A 23,855-nucleotide genomic window follows, 5' to 3' on the forward strand; every position below is an offset into this window, starting at 1 on the left:
GGACGTTCGGCCCGACGGGAGGTACGAGAGTGAGAGCAGGAGAACGCATGCCGGTGTATGAACACGTCGACGCGGCGGTATTGCGAGCAACTGCTCACCCCCTTGAGGCAGGCACACGGTGGTCTTGGCCCGGTGCCAGCGGTGAGGCCGGGCTGGAGGAGTGGTGCACCTGGATCGCACAGGTGTGGGCGAGTGAGTCAGTGGCACGAGCGGTCGCGTTCGCCAGCCCTGCCCTGGCCGAACAGATCGAGTCGATGCCCGCTCGTCGGGAGCCGGATCTCCGGCAAGTTCGTCGAACGGCTCTGGCGTTGGCCCGCTACCTCGTGCGCGTACAAGGCCGGGCGACTCCGTTCGGTCTCTTCGCGGGCGTGAGCGCGGTGCGCTTCGGCCACGGTGCTTCCGTCCGCTGGAGTGGGCACGACCGCGTGCGGGCCCGGGCCGACGCGGTGTGGTTGGCCGACGTGATCGCGCGCTTCGAGTCCTGTCCTCAGTTACGGCTACGGCTGCCGGTCGTGGTGAACGACCTTGCAACGGTGCGCGGAGAGCGGCTGCTCGTGACCTGGCAGCCCCACACCGCCGCCCAGACTTCCGGCTCGCAGGAGGAAGTGTCTGTGCGGCTGGTACCCGTCGTGGAGACGATCCTCCGCTTCACTCGTACCCCCATCCGTGTCGGCGATCTGATCGGCAAGATCGCGGCCGAACATCCCGGCCCCGCCTCTGCTTCGCTTGAGGCGGTCGTGGGTGAACTCATGACGCGGGGTGTGCTGATCAGCGGCCTTCGTCCACCCGCGACCGAAGCCGATGCTCTGGCGCATCTTCTGGCCCGGCTGCGTGAGGTGGAGGCAGACCGCCTGTCCGAGGTCCGACACCTTGTCGGTGAACTCCATTTCATCCACCAGGCGTTGCAGCGTGCCGAATCCGCGAAACCGTATCGCCAGGGACACACGTTCGCACAACGGATGCGTCAGGTGTCGAGCGCCGCGGATCAGCCCTTGGCGGTCGATCTGCGGCTCGATTGCTCGGCGGTGCTTCCGGTGCAGGTGGCGCACGAGGCCGCGTCGGCAGCAGCCGCACTCGTTCGTCTTGCGCCGCAGACCCCGGCGGTCGCCGCGTGGAACGCGTACCGCGGAAGGTTCCTTGACCGGTACGGGCCCGGCGCGCTGGTGCCGGTGAAGGAACTCACCGACCCCCTGGTCGGACTCGGGTTCCCACAGCACTTCACCCAACCCGCGACTCCTGCCGGCGTGTTGTCGCGACGCGATGAACGCCTGCTCGTGCTTGCCCAGCAGGCCGCTCTCGACGGCGTGCAGGAGATCAGGCTCGACGATGCCGCCTTGGACGCGCTGACGGGCGTCGGGTCGGTCCTGCCAGGGCCAGCGGCGCACGGGGACGTGTGGGTGGACGTGCGTGCCTCTTCGACGCGGGCGCTCGCGGAGGGCTTCTTCACCTTGGGGGTGTCCGGGTTCGGCCGGACCGCGGCCAACGCCGGCCGGTTCCTCGACCTCTTCTCCGACGCGGATCGCCGACGGATGACCGAGGCGTATGGGCGGTTGCCGCCGGGCGTGCAGGACGGGCTCGTCGCTCAGTTGTCGTTCCCGCCGCGGACGGTGCGCTCGGAGAACGTGCTGCGCGTCCCGCCGGTGGTGTCGCACGTGATCTCGCTGGCCGAGCACCGCGACCCCGCACCAGGACAGATTCCGTTGCGGGACCTGGCGGTCACCGCCGACCGCGACCGGATGTACGTGGTGTCGCTGTCCCGTCGCCGCGTCGTGGAACCGATCCTGCCGCACGCGGGAGCGCGCCACACCATGCCGCATCTGGCCCGGCTGCTGTTCGAGATCCCGCGCTCCGCCCATGCGCCGGTTACGTCCTTCGACTGGGGTGCGGCTGCGGTTCTGCCGTTCCTCCCACGCGTGAGATACGGCCGCAGCATCCTCGCCCCCGCCCAATGGGATCTGAACCCCGCCGGCCTGCCCAGCTCGTCGTCGCCGATGAGCGCATGGACTGCCGCTCTCGACACCGCGCGCGAGCGACGGAACCTGCCCGCCAACATCTCGGTGGGAACGACCGACCGGCAGTTGCGTCTGGACCTGGACGACCCCGTGCACCTGGCGGTGCTGCGCGCCCACGTCGACAGTGCTGACGGCCCCGTTACCGTCCGCGAAGCACCGACCGTCGTCGACTACGGCTGGCTTCAGGGACGCGCCCACGAGATCGTCATCCCGCTGGCCGCCACCGCACCTCCCGCTCCGACACCGACCGTCCTCACCAGCGCCGCACCCCTGCCACTGACCCCACCGCAGCAGTGCGAGGACGTGGTGCTCGTGAAGGTGTACGGGCACCCGGAGGTGTTCGACGCGATCCTGCTCCGGCACGTGCCGGCGCTGTTGGAACGGTGGGACGTGCAGCCGCTGTGGTGGTTCACCCGATCCCGTCAGGGCTCACCGCACCTGCGGCTGCGCCTGCGTGACCCCGACCTCCAACGGGCCCACGGGTACGTAGGGGCTTGGGCCGCGCAGCTACGACGGCTCGGCCTCATCGGCGACCTGACGTTCAGCACCTACCACCCGGAGGTCGCACGGTACGGGCCCGGGGCGGCCATGCAGGCCGCACACGCGGTGTTCGCCGCCGACTCTCACGCGGTCCTGACGCAGCTCGCCGCCCTGACCGGCGCCCGGGACGTCCAGCCTTCGGCGCTGACCGCAGCGAGCCTGGTCGACCTCACCCACGCCATGACCGGCGGCACCCCTTCGGGTATGCGCTGGCTGATCGACCATCCGGAAATCGCCGATGGGGCAGCCGCGTTGGACCGTGAGGCGCGCCGCCAGACGCTTCTGCTGGCCAACGCCTGGACGTTGCTCACCCTGCCGGGCGGCCCGGAGATCGCCGCCGCCTGGCGGGCCAGGTCCGAGGCCGCAGCCCGCTACGCGTCGTGCCTCACCCCCGAGATCACCCGGGTCACCCCGGCCTCGGCGCTGACTTCACTACTGCACATGCACCACAACCGCGCCCGCGGGATCGATCCGGCGGGTGAAGCGGCATCGGGCAAACTGGCCCGCGCGGCCGCCCTCGCCCGGGCCGCCCGCCAGACCGGCACAGGCAGCGACCGGTGACCGCCGTGTTCGACAGGGCCATGCTCGAGGCAGCCGCCGCGATGTCCGACGAACTGGCTGCCGCCCTCGCCGTACCACCGTTGGTAGATCCGGCCGACGACTACAGCCCCACCAGCCCGCGCTGGCGCGATCAGTCGCTGTCCAAAGGCGCCGCTGGCGTCGCCGTCCTGCACGGACTACGCGCCCAACACGGCCTGAGCGGGCAAGAGTCCCTGCACGCATGGCTGACCCGCGCCACCCGCGACGACCTCTCCGCCGGCCCCGGGGCCGGCCTGTGGTTCGGCGCGCCCGCAATCGCTTTCGCTCTGGCCACTGCCGCACCCGGTGGCTACCTGGGCGCCATGTCCCGCCTCGACGCAGGCATCGCCCAACTCGTCCACACCCGACTGGACGCCGCCCATACCCGCATCGACCGCAGCCTGCGCCCGTCGCCCAACGAATTCGACCTGGTCCGGGGCCTCACCGGACTCGGCGCCTATCTGTTGACCCGCGACCCGGGCGGCGACCTCCTCCGACAGGTCCTGACCTACCTCGTGCGGCTGACCGAACCCGTGCCGGCCACCGACAAGGCAGGCCGCGGCGCCCCGGGTTGGTGGACCGCCGACATCCCCTCCGGGTCGTACGATCCCCGATTCGACGCCGGACACGCCAACCTCGGCATGGCCCACGGCATCGCCGGCCCCCTCGCGCTCTTGGCCCTCTCCGCCCGGCGCGGAGTCGAGGTTCCCGGCCACGCAGCCGCGATCCAGACCATCAGCCGATGGCTCGACACCTGGCAGCACACGGCTCCGGCCGGACCGTGGTGGCCCGAACGGATCACCCTCGACGAACTACGCACCGGACGATCATTCCAAGGCGGCCCGGCGCGGCCTTCCTGGTGCTACGGAACCCCGGGCCTGGCCCGCGCCCAGCAACTGGCCGCCCTCGCCGTCGGCGACCGTACACGCCAACAGGCCGCCGAAGACGCCCTCGCCCGATGCCTGGCCGACGAGAACCAACTCGCCAGCATCACCGACCCGGCCCTGTGCCACGGCTGGGCCGGCCTCGTCGCGACCGCGTGGCACGCCGCCAACGACGCAGCCACACCCACCCTCGCCACCCACCTCCCGTACCTGCTCGAACAGCTCCTCCGCCACGCCCGCGACCTACCACCAGCAGCTTTGCCCGGCCTGGTCGAAGGCAGCGCCGGTATCGCCCTGACCCTGCACACCGTGGCCGCTGCCGCCACTGGCGCACCCAGCGGCTGGACCACCTGTCTCCTTCTCAACTGACCACTGCATCAACGGAATGGGACCCACCATGTACGAGCTGGACGGCGGCAGCAGATGGCGTCAGGTCAACCTGCGGTGCCGCGACTGGGAGGCCGCCGAGCACATGGCCGTCACCCATCTCGGACCGTTCCTGACTGACGCCGAGACCACCGGAACTGTCTCCGGCTGGTGGTTGGTCCGCAAAGCGGAGACTTGGCGACTGCGCTTCCTCCCCAGGGGTGAGGACGACCAGGCAGCCGCCGCCTTCCTCGACCACCTGACCACCACCCTGATCGGTCGAGCCGCCATCCAGCGTGCCCATCAGGCCGTCTATGAGCCGGAGACGTACCGGTTCGGCGGACCCGAAGCGATGGCCATCGCGCACCGTCTCTTCCACGCCGACAGCCGCCAGATCCTTCAGTACCTCGCCCGTGTCGGTACGGGGGACGATCACCGCCGCGAGCTCGCAGTGCGTCTGGGCACGCGCATGATGACCGCGGCCGGGCAGGACTTCTACGAGCAGGGCGACATCTGGGCCCAGGTCGCCGAACACCGGACGGACGCCGGCGCCCCGCAGCCGGGGGCGCCGACCTTGACCGCGGTGCAGTTCCTCGTCACCGCCGCGAGCGACAGTCCCGGAAGCCCCCTGACGCTGGCGCCCGATTGGCCGACGGCCTTCGAGGACGCCGGACGGGCTCTCACCTGCCTCGCTCAACAAGGCGCTCTGACCCGGGGATTACGGGCCATCCTCACGGACCACCTGCTCTTTGCCTTCAACCGGCTCGGCATCCCCGCCCAGCACCAGTACCTGTTGGCCACTGCCGCCAGCAGAGTGATCTTCCACCGGCAACCGGCAGCCGACGACACTCCGTACGGCAGCCGGAACGACCACGCCCAGCCCCTTACTGTGAAGACGGTGACCACGGACATGACGGACCAGACGACCACAGAACCTCAGCGGCTGCGCGAAGCCCTCGTTGCTTTCATCGACCGCCTCGGCACGTTTCGCACCCCCGAGGTGAAGGCCGCCTTCCGCAGCGTGCCCCGCCACCTGTTCCTCCCCGGGGTGGACCTGGCCACGGCCTACGCCCGCAAGGCCGTCGTCACAAAGCGCGCTGCCGATGGCACGGCCGTCTCCTCCGCCTCCGGACCCAACATCGTGGCCACCATGCTCGAACAGCTCCAAGCCGCACCTGGCCACCGCGTCCTGGAGATCGGCGCGGCCACCGGCATCAACGCCGCCCTCCTGACCGAACTGGTCGGCCCCACCGGCCACGTCACCACCATCGAACTCGACGACGACCTCGCCGAAAGTGCCCGCACCAACCTGGCCGCCGCGGGATACGGCCAGGTCGAAGTCATCTGCGGCGACGGCGCCCTCGGCCACCCGGCCGGCGCCCCCTACGACAGGATCGAAGTCACCGCCGGAGCATGGGACATCTCCGCCGCCTGGTGGCAGCAACTCGCCCTCGGCGGACGCATCGTCGTACCCCTCCGCCTCCACGGCAGCGGCCTGACCCGCTCCCTCGCCTTCGACCGAACCGACGAGCACCGGATGCGCAGCACCAACGCCTCCGTCTGCGGCTTCGTACCCATGCGCGGCGCCTCCGAAATGGGCGAACGCCACGTCCGCCTCGCCGACGACGTCATCCTCAAACTCGACGCCGACGACCTCCCCGACGAGCCCGCCCTCGCCCAAGCCCTGACTCACCCCGCCCACCAGCACTGGACCGGCATCCACGTCCGCCACGACGAACCCGCCGCCCACCTCGACCTCTGGCTCGCCACGACCGACAGCGACCTCAGTTTCGGCCGCCTGTCCATCGGCCCCGCCGCCCACGTCCTAGGCCTGGCCACCCCCGCCATCCGCTGGGCCGGCGCCACCCTGTACGACGGCGCGACCATCTCCTACCTCACGACCCGACCCGTCGACGACGACACCGACGAACTGGGCCTCATCACCCACGGGCCGGACAGCAACAAACTCAACTCGCAGGTCCTTGACCTCCTGAGTCGCTGGAACGACGAGCGCCCCGCCCAACCGGTCATCACCGCGTACCCCGCCGCCACCCCCGACGGCCAGCTTGCCCCCGGCGCTCACGTCACCAGGCCCGACACCCGCCTGACCATCAGCTGGTAGGCGGGTGGGCACAGGTTGAACACCTGTGCCCACCCCGACACAGCTGGCTGACTGCTGTGAATGCCGGCTGTCCCGACGACCGCTGACTTCGGTCATGTCGCCGGGGCGGCGTCATGCTGCGGCGACCGAACACGTCTCGGCTCGTTGGGCCGACTACCAGCCCCCAACCTCAGCTGTGCAGTGGAGAGCCGGCGCAGCCACCTCCGCACGTTGATCTGACATTCAGCCTCGTGGGCATAGTGCCGGGTGGGACTGGCTGGTTCCCGACTGCGAAGCAGGTCTCACGGGCTCGTTCCGCCCGTCGGTGTCAGTGGTGACTGCTACACCGATTCCAGGAATGGCCGCATCGCAGGGTTCGGAGTGCCACTCGCGGTGCCGTGACATGGAGGGGACCCCGTGTTCGAGGAAGACGGCTCGCTCGACCCGATGCTGAAGTTCATCCTGGTGATGATCCTCGTCCTGACCGCTGCCAGGATGCTGTGGAAGTGGATCACCCAGGACGTACCTCACTGGTTAGGCCAGGACGTCGGTGGACCAATCGCCCATCACCCGTGGTGGACGGCGTTGATCGGCGTCGGAGCGCTGATCGTTGTGGGTCTCGTAGGGCGTTTCGGGGGCTGGCTGTTCATCGCCGACTTCGCCCTATACGAGGTGTCGGCGGCCTCGTGGCGAGAGGACCACGAACCGGCTGCGCTGACGTACCGGATGGCACAGTTTGAGGCCATGACCCCGACCGGCTTCGAGCAGGCGTGCGCTGATCTCCTGGCCCGCGACGGGTTCAGGCACACCCGCCGAGTCGGCGGTGCAGGAGACCTTGGCGCCGACGTGCTGGCCTGGGACGAAGAGAATCGCAAGCTCGTCGTGCAGTGCAAGAAGTACGCCAAGCCGGTCGGATCGCAGGACATGCAGAGGTTCAACGGAACGACCCGGCCGGAACACGGCGCGGATATAGCGATGATCATCGGCTTGAACGGGTTCAGCCAACCGGCCACCCAGTTCGCCAACCGTCATCGACTGACTCTCATCGGGCGCCAGGAGCTCAAGCGCTGGGCCCACGGTGAGCACATCTACTCCGTCCTCGCCGGGCACAGCCTCACGCCGTAGGCAGAAGCAGTGGCAGGCCGTTCGACGTGTGGAGAGGCGCCGCAGAGTTGCCTGGGGAGCGAGCTGGCCTCGCGTCGTGCCCACTGGCCTTCCCGGCGAGGGCCGTTAGCGTGGGGTGGGTGAGGACGGGGAATACGGGCACAATGTTGGTCGTGGTGCGGGGCAACAGCGTGTCGGGGAAGTCGTTGGTTGAGGCGGGGTTGCGGGCCGGGGAGTACCGCGCGGCCGACCTGCTGCCCTGTGGCGGTGAGACGGTCATCGGTGCGGACGGCGCTCTGACGGAGAGCGTCGCGCAGATCCTTGGAGACGCGGGCTTGTTGGGCCTGCCTGCCTGCGAGCGATGAGCCGGGGGCGCGTATGGCGTTGCCGGCGATGGAGAAGTCGGGCTCGTCCGGAGTCGTTCGCGCATGGCTTGGTCAACATCCGCGCTGGGGCGATGATGTGGGGATGACTGCAACCGGTCCGTCGGGGCAACCACATCGTCCGGACTCGGAGTTGTATCCGGAGGTAGCTGCCGCGGGCAGCCTCGCAGCCGCGCTCTCCCAGTGCGCTGCCGAGCACGCTCTCGACCTCGGTGATGTCCGGTCTGCGAGCGACGGTCCGTCGCTCGCCTTCGCGTGGGTCGCGAGCCGTAGTCCGCAGTTGGGCGGCTTCAGCGTGAACCTCGGTTCCGTCGAACGGGTATTCATCGTTTCTGCGGGAGGACGGGGGGTGACGCTGACGCACGGTTCCACTGACGACCTCGAACAAGTCGCGGCAGCGGCCGCGGCTTGGCATGACGGCGTCGGGCTGGTCGAGTTGCAGGCTACGACGCCGTTTCTTGAGGTCAGTGCTCTGGCTCTGGCCCATGAGCGTGGACCCGAGTATGCGGTGGCGGAGAAGTGGCGCGTCTATCTGGAAGAAGATCCGTACGTGGACCTGGAGATGATGCGGGCCGCGTACGCCGAGCCAAGGCTGAGGGCCCTCTTCCCTTACACGAGCCACCGCGCGCTCGGATTCAGCAGGTGCACGGGGTGGCCGTTCTCCCGCGACATGGCGGCGATCGAGCCCCTTGGCGACGGCAGGTACGCGCTGCGGCACCACGGTGAGGAGTTCCGCGCGGCGCCCATCTACACGGCACAGGAAGCCGCAGCGCTTGTCGTCTCACGCATGGCGAAGACCTGGGGGCCAGCTGTAGCCGGCACTGAGCATGATCTGGGCGAGGGCGATTGAACGTGCCGTTCCCCGACCGTTTCGGACGCGGCGCGGAGGATTCGCTCGTCGCACCCCCGGACGGTGCGATCTCGCTCGGGCTGCTCTATGACGTCCCCTACCGCCGTGGGCGGGCGCGGTTCGCCTCCGTTGCCGGGGCCGGGGGCGGCGTCTCCGCTGCTGGCTGAGGCCGTGTGGTGAGTCCCTGCGACCGGAGGCGAGCGGCTTCGGAGCGCCGGTTCGGGGCGGGGTTGCGGGCGGTGTGTTGGATGCGGGTGATCAGAACGCGGGCAGGCTGGCGGGCGGTGGTGAGTTCGCGTTGGGCGGCGGCTTCGGCGAGGAGCCGGCCGGGTTGGTGTCCCTTGGCTTCGGCGTCGGTGAGGACGGTGGCGAGGGCGGGCCAGGCGGGATCGGCGAGGATGCGGTCGGCGTGGTCGGGGAGGGAGACGCGTACGTCGGTGGCGAGGGTGCGTTGGTGATGCGGGGCGGGCTGGCGGGTGGTGAGGTGGGTGAGGGTCGGGTTGAGGGCGGTGTCGGCTGCGGCTTGGAGGTGCTGGACGGTCTGGCGGGCTGCGGCGGCTTGTTGGGCGTGGCAGTTGGCGTCGTGCCAGCGGGCGGCGAGGATGACGGCCCATACGAGGGTGGCGGTCAGGGCGGCGAGGGCGCTGCTGTTCGGGCCGGTGGCGGTGTGGACGATGTCGCGGGCGGCCGTGCGCAGGGTGTGGGCGGCGGCTTGTTCGGCGCGGACCTGGGAGCGTTGGGCGCGGGCGAAGGTACGGCTTGCTGCTCGTAGATCCGAGCTCAGGTCGGCGGGGGCCATCTGCGCGGTGGCTTCGATGAGTTCGCCGAGAGCGCTGATCTGTGCCTGGACCTGTGGATTGTGTTCGTCGCTGCTCGTGGCTGCCGGGCGGAGGGTATCGAGGGCGTCGATGGCCTGCTCCCAGGGTGTGCCGGGCTGGTTGCGTCGTGCGGTGGGGTGTTCTTCGGGGGTGCTGCTTTCCAGGCGGGCGCGGAGTTTGGGGAGGGTGAGGTCGGGGGCGATCTTCCCGCCGGGGTGGTAGATCTGCTGGCCGTTCTTGTCGAGGTCGCCGGGTCGGCCGGCGGAGTAGCCGATCAGGTCGCCGGACGGACCGCGGCGCGGTGTGACCATGACGTCGTCGGCTTCGAGGTAGGCGAGGAGTTCCTCGATGCTGGCGGCGTGGGGGATGGCGGCGCGGATGCGGTCCTGGAGCCAGGCGCGGCTGGTCTGTTCCCAGCCGAGGCGTTCGGCCTTGTGCATCTCGGCCTGGCTGGGGCCGCGGGTGGCGGTGCGGTCGCCCTTGTTGAGCCGGCGCAGGCCGTAGTCGTGCTCGATCTGGCGGCAGGCGTCGCCGATGCGGCGGCCGCTGCCGTGGAGTTTGGGGCGGCGGCCGTCTTCTCGGACGGTGGTGGCGAGGATGTGGATGTGGTCGTCGGCGTGGCGTACGGCGATCCAGCGGCAGGCGAGGTCGTCGCCTTCGGGGGCGATGCCGGCGGCGGTGACGATGCGGTGGGCGATGTCGGCCCATTCGGTGTCGGACAGGTGGCGGTCTTCGGGGGCGGCGCGGACGGGGCAGTGCCAGACGTGGTCGGCGACGGGCTTGCCGAACTCGCTGTTGCGCAGGGCGACGGGTGCGTCGAGGTGGCGGGCGAGTTCGGTGAGGGTGGCGTTCTCGTCGCGGCCGGGGTCGGGCAGGCCGAGGGTGGCGAAGGCGGCGACGATGTGCGGGTCGAGGTGTTCGTCGTGGCGGCCGGGTCCGTAGAGGTAGGCGAGCAGGCCGCGGGTGCGGGAGCCGGAGGGTTTGATGGCGGCGATCACGGGCGTCCCACCTCCGTGTCGTCGTCGGTGGGTTGGCGCAGGGCTTCGGCGATCGTGGTCAGGAGGCGGTGCAGTTCGTCGAGGCGTTCGCGGATGTCGGGTGGGGTGGAGGCGCTGTTGAGGGCGCGGGCGATCTGGTTGACGTTGTTCCCGATGCGGCTGAGCGCGCGCAGGACCTGGGCGCGGAACGTGTGGGTGCGGCGCCGGTCCTCGGACAGCGGCAGGTTCGCGGTAAACCTGCCGGTGAGGAAGGCGAGGACGATGTCGGCGGCGAACCCGGACTCGCCCTTGTAGCCGTGCTCGACGGCGGTTTCGCGGAGGAGGGCGTGCTCGTCGGGAGTGAAGCGCAGGGGGCCGACGCGTACGGTGCGCTTGTCGCCGGTGAAGCGGCGGATCATGGGCTGCACGCTCTGCGTGCACGGGGCAGAAGGTTCGGTGGACGCGCGGTCGAGGACTGCGGTCTGCGCGGTGCGGAGCATGTCCTGTCCGGGGCCGGTGGCTCCGACGTCCTGGCTCGGTGCGCCCTCGCGCCGGGCCTGCTCCGCCACCCCTGGGGCGGAGATCCCCCCGATCCGGCCGTGAGTCGGACTCGGGGTACTACTGGCTCCGCCAGGGGCCGTCTTTCCGAACGCCCGCCGCCAGCGGTCCTTCACCTTACGGGACGTCGTGTGCTGTCCGGGCGCGTCGAGGCCGGTCTCTGCGGGCTGAGGGATGTGCGGCACGGCTGGTGCTCCGGAAGGTGAGGGCGGGTGGTCGCATCACCTGGCTGCGGGTGTGCGGGCGAGTGAGGTCGCGCGGCTTGGCGGCTGGTTCGGGTCGATGCCGCGCGGGGTGAGAGCAGTGGGCGGGCGGGGCGGTCGGAACCGTTCCGACCACCCCGGCTCTGTTCCGGTCACCCGGGCGTTCGGTCATCGCCCTGGTCCGTGTCGAGTTCCGCCCGCAGGACGCCCATGGCTTGGGTCAGTCGCTGGCCGCCGACCTTGAGGCCCTTGTCACGTATGGCTTGTTGGACGACCGCGCGGGTGGCGTGTCCGTGCTCGGCGACGGCTACACGGCCGATCTCGACGAGCTGGTCGAGCGTGGCGTCTGCTGGGCGGCCTCCGCGTGGGAGGGGCTGTGGATCTACGGGGGGAGGCGCTGTGCGCGGCGATTCCGCCGGCTGTGCGGAAGTCGGCGCTTCGGCACCGAGGGGTTCGGTCACGAGGTGGTGGATCTGGCGCATCAGCACGCCGAAGGCCAGGAGCGCGGCGGCCGGTGGGACCGCGGCGATGACGTAGTCGAGGAGAGGTACTGAACTGCCGTGCCTGGTTCCGCTGACCCCGGCCACGTTGAGCGCGATCGATCCGACCGACCCGGTCGCGGTCAGGGCGATGGCCCACCAGTCGGGGACCTTGCGCAGGCCGGCGCGGAGCATCAGCAGCTCGCCCGCGACGATGAACGCGTCCAGGGTCGCGGGCCAGGCCCACTGGCGGGCCGGGGAGTTGTGCAGGCCGTGCTGACCGGCGACCTGGGCGAGGTGGGCGTACGAGAGCCAGAATCCGCCGGCGGTGAGGGCGACGATGACGATCCCGGCGGCGATGAGCGCGTACCGCTCGGCGGTGTGCTTGGTCATGCGGGGTTCTCCATGGTGGTGACGTGGGGGGCGATCACAGGGCTCCGTCGAGGGGGCGTACACGCGAACCCCCTTCTAAAGGGGGGGGCCGCGCGTGTACGCCTGGCTGCGTGTGCGCCGTGTACGGTCGCGTGATCGTCTGACCAGGGGCTTTGTGGCCGCCGTGGACGGTCGGGAGCGCTCCGTGCGGCATGGCCCGGCAGGGGCCGCGTGTACGCCCCCGTGTACGGTCCGGGCGTCGCGGCGGAGGCGCGGTCAGCCGACGGCGATGTGCAGGTTGGAGACGCCGTAGCGGGCCTGCTGGCCGCCTCCGGTGCCGCCTGCCGCGCCCTCGGTCTTCCTGGCGTGGCCGCTCTTGACGAGGCGTTCCAGGTGCCGCCTGGCCTTCTCCACCGCTGACCGGTCCGGGTTGGCCTGGCCGCTGAGGACAGCGGCGAGGTCGCGGGTGGTGAGCCCGTCTGGATGGGCGCGGAGGATGGCGACCGGGTCGAAGGTGGGCTCGATCGTGGTGGTGCCGCGCTCGTGGTCGTGGATGACCTGGAGGGGGCCGATCTCGCCGGTCGGGGTCTTGAGGTGGTGGAGGGTGACGGCGGGGTCGCCCGCTTCTCCGGCGATGAACAGGACGCTGCCCGCTCCGGAGGTGATCCACGTCGAGCCGTAGACCCGGTCGAGGGTGGGGCGTTGGCCGCGCGGGGCGTCGGCGGTGGCCTTGCGCTGGTGGTGGAGTTCCATGACCTCGACGCCGTTGCGCAGGGCGCGCATGCGGGCGTTGTGGAACGCGACGGCGAGCGCGTCGTCGACGAGGGTGCTGACCGCGTCCTTGAGGCTGTCGATCACGATGGTGTCGGCCTGGTGGGCAGCGGCCAGGTCGGCGAGGAGGTCGGGCTCCTTGTCGAGGGTGGCGGGTAGCGGTCCCTGCCAGACGGCGAGTCGGTCGCGCAAGACGGACTCGTGATCGGGGGAGATGCGGCGGGCCATGGCGTGGGCGATCTGCTTGGGGCGGTCCATGGCCAGGTACAGCACCCGCTTGCTGGGGGAGACCGGCATGTTCAGGACGGTGTCCTGGAGGCCGAGGCGGGCGAGGATCACCTGGTGGGCCAGCGTCGTCTTGCCGACGCCGGGCGGTCCGACGATCATCAGGCTCTCGCCGGACGACCAAGCGGTCTGCTCGCGGGTGCCCCACAGCGGGTCGGTGTCCGCTCCGGTCTCGGTGACGAAGCGCCAGCCGTCCACCAGGTAGCGGGAAAGCCGGCCGTTGCCGGAGGCGAGGGAGCGGTCGCGCTCCGCGCGCAGCTCGGCCTCGGCGGCGCTGCGTATCGCATCGGGGTCGGCGCCGGGCTCGACGGCGAGCTGGACGGTGCGGATGCCGTTCTCGCGCAGGCGGCGCAGGTTGGCCTTGCGGCGAACGATCTCCGCGTAGTGCGCGGCGTTGGCGACCGTCGGCGGGGCGTCGGCCAGGACGTGGAGATAGGGCGTGCCACCGATACGGCTCAGGTCGCCCCTGCCGAGGAGGTAGTCGCCGAGCACGATCGGGTCGGTGGGTGCGTCCTCGGCGCGCAGGGCGAGAATGGCCCGCCAGATCGTCTCGTGCGCGGGCCGGTAGAAGTCCTCCGGTACCAGCTGCGCGCGCACCTCGTCCACGGCCTGGTGCCGGAACATGCACGCGCCGAGAACGGCCTGCTCAGCGGCCAGGTCGTTGGGCGGCTCATCAACGAGCGACGTCGCCGTCGATGGACGCGATGGCGTATCCGGCCCCGAGGCCGTACGCTGGTTCACGGAAACTCCTCACCTGGCAGGCAGCGGGACGGCAATCCCAGCCAGCCGGTCTTGATCGTTCGTGGGTACGGGCGGTTGTTGAGGTTTCTGCTTCAGCCCCCGGCGTTCGTAGCGCCGGGGGCTTCTTCGTTCTCTCCTTCGCGTTCGGCCCCGTTCGGGGGTTCCATGAGGGTACCAGACGCATTGCCGAATGACTAGCTTGCATTTCGCTCCCGAATGAGCTTTACTACTTGAGCCCCGCCCGTGCCGTCGCCCGACAGCCCGAACCGAAGGAGGAGGAAGCGATGTCCGAGGAAGGAGCAACTCGCGCCGCAGGACCCGAACGCCCTCTGCCGGAGGACCACGTCGCGCAGCGGGTGAAGATGGAGCGCGAGGTCCGGGGATGGAGCACCGTCACCCTGGCCGAGCGCATGACCGAGGCCGGCCACCCGATCAACCAGTCGGCGATCTGGCGCATCGAGAGCGGCAAGCCCCGCCGCCGGGTCAACCTCGACGAGGCGCTCGGCTTCTGCAAGGTCTTCGACATCTCCCTCGACGACCTCACCGCCGCCCCGGGCCACATCGCCAATCCCCAGGTCCGCAGACTCGTCGGCGAGTACGTCGAGCAGTGGAAGCAGTGGCGCGCCCTGGGCAAGGCCATGGACGCCGTCCAGGCCGAACTCCGCGCCTACACCGAGGCACACCCTGACCAGGACGACATGGTCAAGGCCCTGCTCACCCACGAGATGACCGTCGCCTCCAACGGCGAGTTCCACCACCACCGAGGCGCTCCCCCCAAACTGCAGAGCTGGCTCCGCACCCCCGACCAGGGCGCCGACTCGTAGCCCAAGGGTCCTGCTTCCGCCGGTGCTACGAACACCGGCGGAACAGCCATGCCCTGCAGCGCAGTACACACAACCGCCCGTACCCACGAACGATCACGACCGGCGAGGCCGGGGTTGCCGCCCCGACGCCTCGCCAAGAGAGGTTTCCGCCTTGCACTCCAACGACCTTCCGGTCGCCCAGATCGCCCACCTCCTCGGCGTCCCCGAGGGGGATCTGCGCACCCTCATCGCCGCCCGCAACGGCTCCCACGGCGACCCCACCCTCGTCGCCCTCACCGTCGCCGAAGCCGCCCGCCGCATCGGCATCAGCCGCACCAAGTTGTACGAGTACGTCTCCTCCGGCCAGATCCCCTCCGTGAAGATCGGCAGTCTCCGCCGCATACCCGCCGAGGCGCTGGGGCAGTTCATCGCCCGCCGCAGCGGCGACACCTCCGACTTCACCACCGCGGCCTGAGGGAGGCGGACATGGCCAAGACCCGCCAGCCCAACGGCGCCTCGTCCATCTACCTCGGCAACGACGGCCGCTGGCACGGCCGCGTCACCGTCGGGGTCAAGGACAACGGCACACCCGACCGCCGCCACGTATCCCGCAAGTCCCGAGCCGATGTCACCAAGCTCGTCCGCGAGCTGGAGAAGCAGCGCGACGCCGGCACCGTCCGCAAACCCGGCCAGGCGTGGACGGTCAAGACCTGGCTCACCCACTGGATCGAGAACATCGCCCCGATCGGCGTCTCCGAGAACACCATCACCGGCTACGAGGTCGCCGTCCGCGTACACCTCATACCCGGCCTGGGCGCCCACCGCCTCATCAGGCTGGAGCCGGAACACCTGGAGCGCTTCTACAAGAAGATGCAAGCCAGCGGCAGCAAGCCCGCCACCGCCCACCAGGCCCACCGCACCCTCCGGGTCGCGCTGGGCGAAGCCGTCCGTCGAGGCCACCTCACGGTGAACGTGGCGAAGATTGCAAAGGCGCCGCGCCTGGAAGAGGAGGAGATCGAGCCGTACTCGGTCGAGGAGGTCCAGCGCATCCTGCTGGCGGCTGGGAAGCGGAGGAACGCCGCGCGCTGGGTCATCGCCCTGGCCCTCGGCCTCCGGCAGGGGGAGGTGCTCGGCCTCCAGTGGTCGGATGTCGACCTGGACGCGGGCGTGATCCGCGTCCGCCGGGGCCGTCTGCGGCCGAAGTACGCCCACGGCTGCGGAGGGGAGTGCGGCCGGAAGCCCGGTTACTGCCTCGAGCGCGTCCAAGTGCGGCGCGAGACCAAGGACACCAAGTCCCGCGCGGGCAAGCGCACGATCGGCCTCCCGGACGAGCTGACCAAGCTGCTGCGCCAGCACCGCGAAGTCCAGGCAAGGGAGCGCGCCGCCGCCCGCCAGCTCTGGACGGAGAAGGGCTACGTCTTCACCTCACCGACCGGCGAGCCCCTCAACCCCAACACCGACTACCACCGATGGAAGGAGCTCCTCCAAGAAGCCGGGGTCCGCGACGCCCGCCTCCACGACGCCCGCCACACCGCCTCCACGGTCCTCCTGCTCCTCGGCGTCCCCGAGCGGATCGTCATGTCGATCATGGGCTGGTCCTCGGCGTCGATGGCGAAGCGGTACCAGCACGTGACAGATCCGATGCTGGGCGACGTCAGCAAGCGGATAGACCGTCTGTTCTGGGGTGGGGAGAGTCCCTCGGAAGCGGAGACTGCCCGCTGAAGGCGGAGGTGAGCTCGTCTAGGTTTCTCGTTGCCAGGACAAGCTCGCCTCCCCCGCAGGTTAGTGGGTCCAGAATTCGCGCATCCTCAGGCTGCGACGCCAGTGAGCTTCTTCAGTGTCAGTTCTCTGCATTGTGCTGCTCCGTGCCGAGAACCCGGACGTGGCGCCATACATGTGCATAGCTTTGGTATATGGCACGCATCCAGGAGGGAACCGAACGCCAATCGGAAGCCACTCCCCGCTCGCCCCAGGCCACCTGCATGATGCGGCGATCACCGGCGAAGCTCTCGACGAGATCGCGGCGAAGGAAAAGCAGATGGCCGCGCCACGGCCTGTCCGCGCGAAACACTGCCGACGCGCGCCGACCGTCCATTCCTACGAGGTCCAACGTGCCGGGCAGTTGTCGCAAGCCGAATCTGGCAGCGAAGTCAAATGACGGGACGTCATAGTTCCCGCCAAGCCCTGTATCCGAAGTGCTATCAGAAGAGAATTCAACAGCGACTTGGTCATATACGATCCCATCGGCCTGCCCCTCTATGTATAGTTCGCGACGTGAGTAGGCGCCTGGAACGTCATCGTCGAGGGTGAGCTTGAACCGAGGGCTCCACGGCATTTCCGCGGCTAGCAGGTCGCTGACCGTCGGTAGTGGAGCGAAGAAGTGGTTTCCCGGATACTGACGGTCCCTGGCGAGTTGGCAGGCGGTTTCTACGTTTTCCTGCTCGAGTAGGAGGGTCCGGAAGAAGCCGAACACCGTCCGTCCGCCATAACTGTGGTCCAGATATCCCTCTACCAGAAGCCAGCCGCCTTTCACTCCGTGGATCTCCTCTGGTGACCACAAATGGTCCGGAACGGTCACCGCCCCCGAAGCGAGCCAACTCCGGTCTTCGGTCAGTTCCTCAGGTGCCCACAGCGGAAGAGGCAGGGGCGTCACAGGTGGAGGGTCCGGGAAGGTTGGGTCGACGTCGGGCATCAAGCGTTCTGGTCCACCAAAAAGGGAGGGAGCACGATCTGCATCCACGAGGCGGCCGACCATTTCATGATAAGCGATCCAGCCGTACTTCTTGCCGTATCGCTCTACCCTCCTCTTGGCGCCGTAGGGCCGCTCGGAGTCCGCAACAATGGACTGATCCACACCGCCGAAAGATTCCTCCCGCCAGCCCAGTTCCCAGACACGAGCCAGAATCTCGGCGCGTGCCCTGCGATATTCGGGATGGTCGAAGTCATAATTACTCCTGCCGTTGATTGCCCTCCCGATGATGTAGTTCTCGAAGTCCATGCCGAAGATGCGGCCGCATTCCTCAGCGTTGGGGTCATCATCCTCCATCACCGTGGCTGGCGTCACGGTCGGGAATCTGGGACCAAAGGGATCGATTCCGTCTGGGACTGCGGCAGGGTGCAGGACGCCTGCAAACTCATAGGTAGCTCGTACATGGCCACGTAGTTGCTCATGCGAGGTAGGCGTGCTCCCGCCGTCGAGGAAACGGTCGCGCAACCGCGCGAGCCAATCCCCCAAGGCATGTTCGAGCGGTCCGCCAGGGTCGGGCATCTGGTGGGCGGTAACGGCCCCGAACGCGGCGGCTATGAGACGTTCGGTCACGTAGAGATCGTCGACATCGATCATCCGAGCGGCGAGTTCGAAAAGTCGCCCGGGGGCCGGCCGGCCAAAACGTTGGAGGGCCTTCGTCGCCAAGTCCCGTAGCCCGGTATCCGTTGAGGTCAGCAACCAGGCGATGGCCAACGCATTCAGCTCGTCGCTTTCGGAACGGCTATCGCTACCGCTCCACCTCTCAATCACCCGTTCCAGGTCCGCCGTAAGGCGTCCGGCAGCCCGGCCCCGAGCCCATTCACTCCAGCGGATGTCACGTTGAGGAAGGGGAAGCTGGCGCAGCACACGATCCAGGAAAGTAGCGTTCAGGCGGTGCGGGGCGGACCTGCGGATCTCCCACAAACGATCGAACGCAGGCCGCCCCCTTCTCTTGCTGGGATGTCCGGCCACAAGCGCGGCCGCGAGGGCGTCCACAGTATCGTCGTCGAGGAAACCCGACTCGGTGGTGAGTTCTTGGGCGAGCACGAACGAACGATGATCGTCAGGGGCGACGCGCCACAGGTGGTGCCTGGTGAATCGGCGTGGCACCAGCGCGATGAGGCCGATGAGGATGTCCTCCCCAAGGGGGTGCGCGTGGTCACCCAGAAGGGATTCCCAGAGTGCTGCCTCCGCGAGTTGCTCGTTGACCTCCGCATAGGGCATGCGAACCAGAATTGCGTCGGCTATCAGGTATCCGGCGAGGCGGTCAAATACGAAGCCGCACTCGGTTTCGTCGGAACCCCTGATTTCCTCGCGGAAGATAACTCCCTCGTCTACAAGGCGACGGAACAAGCTTTCGTCCCAGTTCAGCTGGCCGGCGTCGAGGATGTTTCGCGCATCATCGAAAGGAACCCGGCGGACGTTGAGCGCCCACATGCGTCTTGCCAGATCGGTGAGGCGGCGCTGGATTTGGTCCGCTGGCACTGAGATTCGCGCTGGATCCCGCGCCAACCGCTCGACCACACCTTCGCGATACAGCTCGAAGACGCCGATGAGGGACTGAGGCAGCGCCTCTACGCCTACTGGCACTCGACAATCGTGGTTGCCGGCCTCACAGTACATGCGGACGAACAGCGGGTTGTGGAACTCCTCGATCGGCAGCCAAGCGCCGGCGGGGTTGATGAGGTAGTGGCGGAAGTAAACACGAAGGATATCGTCGACTTCCGTGCGTCGCCACTCCAGTTCTAGCCTTACCGTTTCGCTCGGCAGTGCAGCATCGGCGAGCGCTTCGCGGAGGGTGACGATCACTGCCACGTGTGGATATTTACGCAGAGCCGGAGCCAATCCGGCAAGCAGCGTCCTCCATTCAGAGGGCCGCTCGGCCTCGTTCAGGCCGTCGATGACCAATGGGATCCTGCAGCCGCCCCGGTTTCCAGCTGAGTTGAGGGCTTCCAGCAGGTCCTCGAAGTGGTCGACCTTCAGCCCAGGGATCCGTCGAGTGAGGTCGTCGAGGGTTTGGCCCGCACGTAGGTTTCCGCCCTGGATGAAGACCCCTGCCGTGGGCTGGTCATTCGACGAGGTCATCTGCGCGGCGAGGTGCGTCTTACCCTGTCCTGCGGCGCCGACAACGGCGAGAAGGTGTGCGTCGGTGTCCGCCCGAGTGGCACTCAGCCACTGAACGATGTCGCGGATCTCCGCGCCGAGGCCAGTGACCAACAGCGCCTCGGGCAATTGCTGCTGTCTCAATCTGAGCACCAAACGCCGCAAGGCGCGGGGAGAGGTTGCTGGCAGCCGCGGCTCAGCGAGGCGCTCGCGGACCTCCCAAGGTCGGCTATTTTCCCCGGCGTCAAGGACCTCTCCCAGGTCGTTGACGAACCGGTCTAGGTCGTCTGCGACCTCAACGGCGTCTTGGCGGAAGGCAGTGTCGAGGCGGTCGAGAGATGCGCGTAGTGCCTGGATCCGGGATGTGATCTCGTCGGTGCGCTGCTGCAACCACTCGAAGGACTTGGGACGCAACAAAGCCCGGTCGATCCGGTGCTCCACGTGGGTGGAGGTATGAAGCTGCGGTACCCACCGGGCTTCGACAGGCGCAACAGATCGCTTGTGGGTTTGAGCCAATGCGTCTGGGGTGAGGGCGAGTTCGCCGAAGAAGGTTGAGCGGAGCTCATCGTGTCCGGCGAGTTCAGCGTCATAGTTCTCGGTAGACCAAAGTTTGACCCTGACGCCCTGCCGACCGAGTCCGTCGATCCACTCCTCGTCCCCCTTGGCCGGCCGCTCTGGAAGGCAAAGCACGAAGTCGGTCAGTCCGGCGACATGTTTGATCGCCTTGGACAGGGAATCCTCGATCTGACTGCGCTGTCCCACGGTGAGCTCATTCTTGCTATTGAGGATGAGCCATTTGCAGGACCACCCCCAGACCCGGCCCGGGTTGCCCAGAGCGCCGGCATGGTCAACGCGTAGGTAGAACTCGACGCCGGGCTGATTGCGGCGCTCCCGCATTGTGCCCAGCGCGCCGTATCGGCGGGACACGATGGATCGCGTCAGGGCTTCAAAGTTCTTGTCGGCGGCGCCGGGCAGGCGTTCCAGATCAGTCAGATCCATTGTCGCTCCGGTTGCTCGTCTCCGACTCTGTGGTCGCGGCCTCGTCCCATTCGTGACGGGAGAATACCTCGACCTTCGCGCCGTGGTGGAGAAGGACCTTCAGGAAACCCTGAATCTCGGACTCATCGGTCCAAATCCGCACCGTCTCTGTGGTGCGGGTGACACTGTGATCGAGCCCGAAGACGTCGACGTCGGCCCGGCCCATGTCATAGAGCTTCATCTTGATGAGTGCATCACTGAGGTCACGAGGCATGCGCTCTTCTGGGCTTCGCCAGTCGTCGTCGGACCACACGGCCTCGGCTAGAGCTTGCAGAGCCTCCATGCACTCCTCGGCTGCCTTCGCACCGGTGACCGTCTGAAATCGGCCGATCAGGACCAGGTTCATCGAGTGCTCTGAGCCGTAGCCGTTCCAGATCCTCATGCTGTCTCCCTCAGCGTCTTTACCGCATCCATGATGGAACCCCCAACCGGTACTCCCGTAGATGCGTAGGCGTGGGGACGCAATACGCCCGCAGCGTCGAGGTGCATGTGTGCATCAAGGGGGAGTTCGCCGGGAATGACCTCTGCGATGGGCAACGCAGCTTCGAGGCCGGTACGGGAGATCGTGAGTCGGATACTGGTTCGTGCGGTCGCGGCCCATTCGACGAGGCGCTGCGCATCGGCATCGCTGATACCAGGGGTCACCGAGGTCGGTTGCTCTGGCAAGAGCAACAGTTCGGCTGCGCCGACATCGCCGGCGAATTTGGCGAGATCGTCCAGTTCGCCGACCGTATCGGCGTTGACGACCGCGTTGATGCCGAACGGGGCCAGAGAGTTGAGCAATCCGGCCGCGCGGGCCACCGCCGCGAACCGCCGGCCGCGGAGCCTTTCGTAGGTGGCCCCGACGCCGTCGACGGACAGGCGGACGAAGTGCACGGCTCCACGCAGAGAATCGACGAGTTCGGGTGACAGGCGGTGCCCATGCGTCGTAAAGGTCACCGCCATTGAGGTGGATTGAGCGATATCAGCACACAGTTGGGCAAACCGCCTGTACGCGGTCGGCTCTCCGCCTCCGAAGCCGACCCCGAGGCACCCGGAAGCGTCGAGTTCCACCGCCCACGCCTGCAAACGCTCTCTGTCAAGTGCAGCGGCATGCTTGGGCGCGTAGCAGTAGGCGCAGTGGAGCTCGCACGCGTTGGTCAGGGCTACTGACAAGTACCGCGGGCCACGGGAAAATCGCTCAGTGGGAACGCGCACCTCGTCGAGCAGCACGTTCATCCCGGAGACGCGGTCGAACAGGTGAACGCCAGATGCGGACATGCGAACCTTGCACCTCATCGACAGCATGATGCCACCACTGTCGGTGACGTTGGGGGGAGACCGGGCAATGTCATCGAAGTCGTGCCCCCGATGGGGAGTCCGGTGCGTTGCGGTCGGGACAGCGCAGTACGACTACGACCAGAGGAGCCGCCGAAGGTGGGTTCCGGGGCAGAGACATGAGTTGTCGGAGTCAGTCGCTACCTTGGGGAGATGGTCGAAGTCCCATGGGGGGAGCTGGCGTCGAAGCCGAAGGCTTCCGAGTCACTGATCGGCATGCTGGTTCTCCGCCTGCGTCCGCAGGCGTTTCCGGTTGACGGATCCGGTGGTGACGGTGGACGAGATCTCTTCGAGTACACCGAGCGCCGCGAGCTCATTAACTACGAGGCAAAATCTTTCACCGGTCGCATGACCAGAGGTCGGCGCAACCAGGTGCGTGATTCCTTGCTCTCCACGGCACGGCATCAGCCCGATTACTGGGACCTCTTGGTGCCCATCGATGCGAACCCCGCCGAGCTAAAATGGTTCGATGGCCTCCGCGAGGAGTTCCCCTTTGTGCGGAACTGGCGCGGCCTTACCTGGTTGAATAGTCACTTCGCGGCCCACCAGGATCTGGTTCGGTACAGCTGGCACAGCAGCACCGAGATTCTCAAGCAGATCGGCGAGGCGCGAGCCGAACGAGACATGCTTCTGCGTGGAGTACCGGACTTCGCCGAGCGTCATGCGATGCTCGTCCGCCGCGCACAGGAGGTGTCTCCATTTTACAGCCTGCGCGCTACTACGGATCCCGACGGAGAGTCCATTGTAGAAATCGTTCCCAAGTGCCTTTACATTCCGGAAGAAGAGCTTGTCACGCTCACTGGCCACGTCGCCTTTCGGAAGGACGATCCAGAGCATGTAAGCCTCCAACTCAAGTTCGAACGCGTTATCCGTTTCGGCGGCGATGAAATCCAGTTGGCAGAAGAGCACCTGCGAGAGTTCATCGTGACCGCGCCGGCTGGGCTTGGCATCAGTGGCACGGCTCTCCCGTCCATGCTGCGCATCTCCGCGAAGCGGGAGCCCGTTGACCCGCCGGTCAAGGCCACCATTGCGGTGAGGTCGGAGAACGGACGTACCAATGCGTTGCTGCAGGCGATCTTCACTCAGCGCTCCGCGGGTGCCGGTGGAGGTTGCCTTTACGGAGCGGACCTCGCTGATTCGTTCAAGATCCGATACAGGGCGGATACGCTCACGGGGCAAGCACAGTTCAAAATGACGTTTTTGCCGCCCGAGCAGGCCATGCCGTCAGCGTACGTGCCGGCGTTGCGTTTGATGTCCCAGATGCTGCCAGGCCGCTTTCTTGAGCTGATCTTGCCTGACTATGGGGGGACGCAATTAAGTGAGCCTGTCCAGGAAGAGCGGTGGCCCTTGCCACCAGATGAAGCTCGCCGATGGGCCGACGCGTTCGACGACCTAGCACGCCTGCAGAGCCTTACCGGACACTTCTTTCCGGTTCCTGACGGCTTCACTCTTAGGGACACTCGAGACGTTAGAGAAGCGCTCGCTCTGCTTGAAGGAGAAAAGATTCAAGTACAGGGCGGTACTGTCTCAGTGCAGGTGGTCGGGCGGGCAGCTTTGGACCATTTCTCTGGTACTGGCCAGTCGCGCCTCGCAGCTATCCATCAAGGTGTGGCCTACGAGTTCGGTGACAACCGGATTGACCTCGGACCGATGGTTCAAGTGGTCGTCATCGACCTCGCTGATGACTTGGAGGAGGAGCGTCGGCGATTCGATGAGGAAGGAAGGGTCACCGTACGACTGAAGATCGCTGAGGGCGCCTCTCTGGTCCGCTATCTGGGAAGCGAGCTTCCCGCCTGACAGTTGCCTTTTGCCCTGTAGTCCCTAC

General features: G+C 67.7%; 17 protein-coding genes. 10 read left to right on the forward strand and 7 right to left on the reverse strand.

The genetic code is table 11. The annotated features are described in order from the left end of the window. The first annotated feature begins 47 nt into the window (after positions 1–47). The 6 genes from AC3ERT_RS33615 (at position 48) to AC3ERT_RS33640 (ending at position 8,819) form a co-directional block, all read left to right on the forward strand. Positions 48–3,113, forward strand: a complete 3,066-nt coding sequence (locus AC3ERT_RS33615; protein ID WP_435178727.1) for a lantibiotic dehydratase — start codon at positions 48–50, stop codon at positions 3,111–3,113. Beyond that, entirely contained in the window at positions 3,110–4,384 is a 1,275-nt protein-coding gene (locus AC3ERT_RS33620; RefSeq protein WP_488180752.1) for a lanthionine synthetase C family protein, read from the forward strand. The genes AC3ERT_RS33615 and AC3ERT_RS33620 overlap by 4 nt, the downstream gene beginning before the upstream one ends. 16 nt (positions 4,385–4,400) lie before the next feature. Continuing rightward, positions 4,401–6,503, forward strand: coding sequence for a methyltransferase, FxLD system (gene fxlM / locus AC3ERT_RS33625; protein ID WP_435178731.1), 2,103 nt, complete (start codon positions 4,401–4,403; stop codon positions 6,501–6,503). 396 nt (positions 6,504–6,899) lie between these two features. Beyond that, positions 6,900–7,607, forward strand: coding sequence for a restriction endonuclease (locus tag AC3ERT_RS33630; RefSeq protein WP_435178733.1), 708 nt, complete (start codon positions 6,900–6,902; stop codon positions 7,605–7,607). 152 nt (positions 7,608–7,759) lie between these two features. Then, complete coding sequence (locus tag AC3ERT_RS33635; RefSeq protein WP_435178735.1) at positions 7,760–7,951, forward strand: hypothetical protein; 192 nt, start codon at positions 7,760–7,762, stop codon at positions 7,949–7,951. A 103-nt stretch (positions 7,952–8,054) separates the two neighbouring features. Then, positions 8,055–8,819 (forward strand): DUF6193 family natural product biosynthesis protein, encoded by a 765-nt coding sequence (locus tag AC3ERT_RS33640; protein ID WP_435178737.1) that lies wholly within the window; start codon positions 8,055–8,057, stop codon positions 8,817–8,819. Positions 8,820–8,916: 97 nt separating this feature from the next. On the opposite strand, the gene AC3ERT_RS33645 is transcribed toward AC3ERT_RS33640, so the two are convergent. From AC3ERT_RS33645 to AC3ERT_RS33660, 4 genes are all read right to left on the reverse strand, one after another. After that, positions 8,917–10,635, reverse strand: a complete 1,719-nt coding sequence (locus AC3ERT_RS33645) for a relaxase/mobilization nuclease domain-containing protein (protein WP_435178739.1) — start codon at positions 10,633–10,635, stop codon at positions 8,917–8,919. Beyond that, a complete protein-coding gene (locus AC3ERT_RS33650) occupies positions 10,632–11,183 on the reverse strand; it encodes a MobC family plasmid mobilization relaxosome protein (RefSeq protein ID WP_435178741.1) in 552 nt (183 codons plus the stop codon). Before AC3ERT_RS33650 ends, AC3ERT_RS33645 begins: the two co-directional genes overlap by 4 nt. Before the next feature lie 344 nt (positions 11,184–11,527). Then, the gene (locus AC3ERT_RS33655; protein WP_435178743.1) at positions 11,528–12,247 is read right to left on the reverse strand and encodes a DUF2637 domain-containing protein; all 720 of its coding nucleotides are present in this window, start codon (positions 12,245–12,247) and stop codon (positions 11,528–11,530) included. Positions 12,248–12,502: 255 nt separating this feature from the next. Next, positions 12,503–14,023, reverse strand: a complete 1,521-nt coding sequence (locus tag AC3ERT_RS33660) for a DnaB-like helicase N-terminal domain-containing protein (protein WP_435178745.1) — start codon at positions 14,021–14,023, stop codon at positions 12,503–12,505. Between the two features lie 284 nt (positions 14,024–14,307). Here AC3ERT_RS33660 and AC3ERT_RS33665 point away from each other — a divergent pair, with 284 nt between their 5' ends. From AC3ERT_RS33665 to AC3ERT_RS33675, 3 genes are all read left to right on the forward strand, one after another. After that, on the forward strand, positions 14,308–14,847 hold the full coding sequence (locus AC3ERT_RS33665) for a helix-turn-helix transcriptional regulator (RefSeq protein WP_435178747.1): 540 nt from the start codon (positions 14,308–14,310) through the stop codon (positions 14,845–14,847). A gap of 151 nt (positions 14,848–14,998) precedes the next feature. Continuing rightward, positions 14,999–15,301, forward strand: a complete 303-nt coding sequence (locus tag AC3ERT_RS33670) for a helix-turn-helix domain-containing protein (RefSeq protein ID WP_435178749.1) — start codon at positions 14,999–15,001, stop codon at positions 15,299–15,301. Between the two features lie 11 nt (positions 15,302–15,312). Continuing rightward, the gene (locus AC3ERT_RS33675) at positions 15,313–16,548 is read left to right on the forward strand and encodes a tyrosine-type recombinase/integrase (protein ID WP_435178751.1); all 1,236 of its coding nucleotides are present in this window, start codon (positions 15,313–15,315) and stop codon (positions 16,546–16,548) included. Positions 16,549–16,666: 118 nt separating this feature from the next. Here the strand turns inward: AC3ERT_RS33675 and AC3ERT_RS33680 are convergent, their stop codons facing one another. Genes AC3ERT_RS33680 through AC3ERT_RS33690 form a run of 3 tightly spaced genes read right to left on the reverse strand, consistent with a single transcriptional unit; the run spans position 16,667 to position 22,000 of the window. Then, positions 16,667–20,674: an NACHT domain-containing protein gene (locus AC3ERT_RS33680; RefSeq protein ID WP_435178753.1), complete on the reverse strand. Its 4,008-nt coding sequence runs from the start codon at positions 20,672–20,674 to the stop codon at positions 16,667–16,669. Then, complete coding sequence (locus tag AC3ERT_RS33685) at positions 20,661–21,095, reverse strand: DUF6375 family protein (RefSeq protein ID WP_435178755.1); 435 nt, start codon at positions 21,093–21,095, stop codon at positions 20,661–20,663. Before AC3ERT_RS33685 ends, AC3ERT_RS33680 begins: the two co-directional genes overlap by 14 nt. After that, positions 21,092–22,000 (reverse strand): radical SAM protein, encoded by a 909-nt coding sequence (locus tag AC3ERT_RS33690; RefSeq protein WP_435178757.1) that lies wholly within the window; start codon positions 21,998–22,000, stop codon positions 21,092–21,094. The genes AC3ERT_RS33685 and AC3ERT_RS33690 overlap by 4 nt, the downstream gene beginning before the upstream one ends. A 183-nt stretch (positions 22,001–22,183) precedes the next feature. Between AC3ERT_RS33690 and AC3ERT_RS33695 the strand changes: the two genes are divergently transcribed. Beyond that, on the forward strand, positions 22,184–23,827 hold the full coding sequence (locus AC3ERT_RS33695) for a hypothetical protein (RefSeq protein WP_435178759.1): 1,644 nt from the start codon (positions 22,184–22,186) through the stop codon (positions 23,825–23,827). The last annotated feature ends 28 nt before the right edge of the window (positions 23,828–23,855 follow it).

The sequence above is a fragment of the Actinacidiphila sp. bgisy145 genome, from assembly GCF_057708125.1.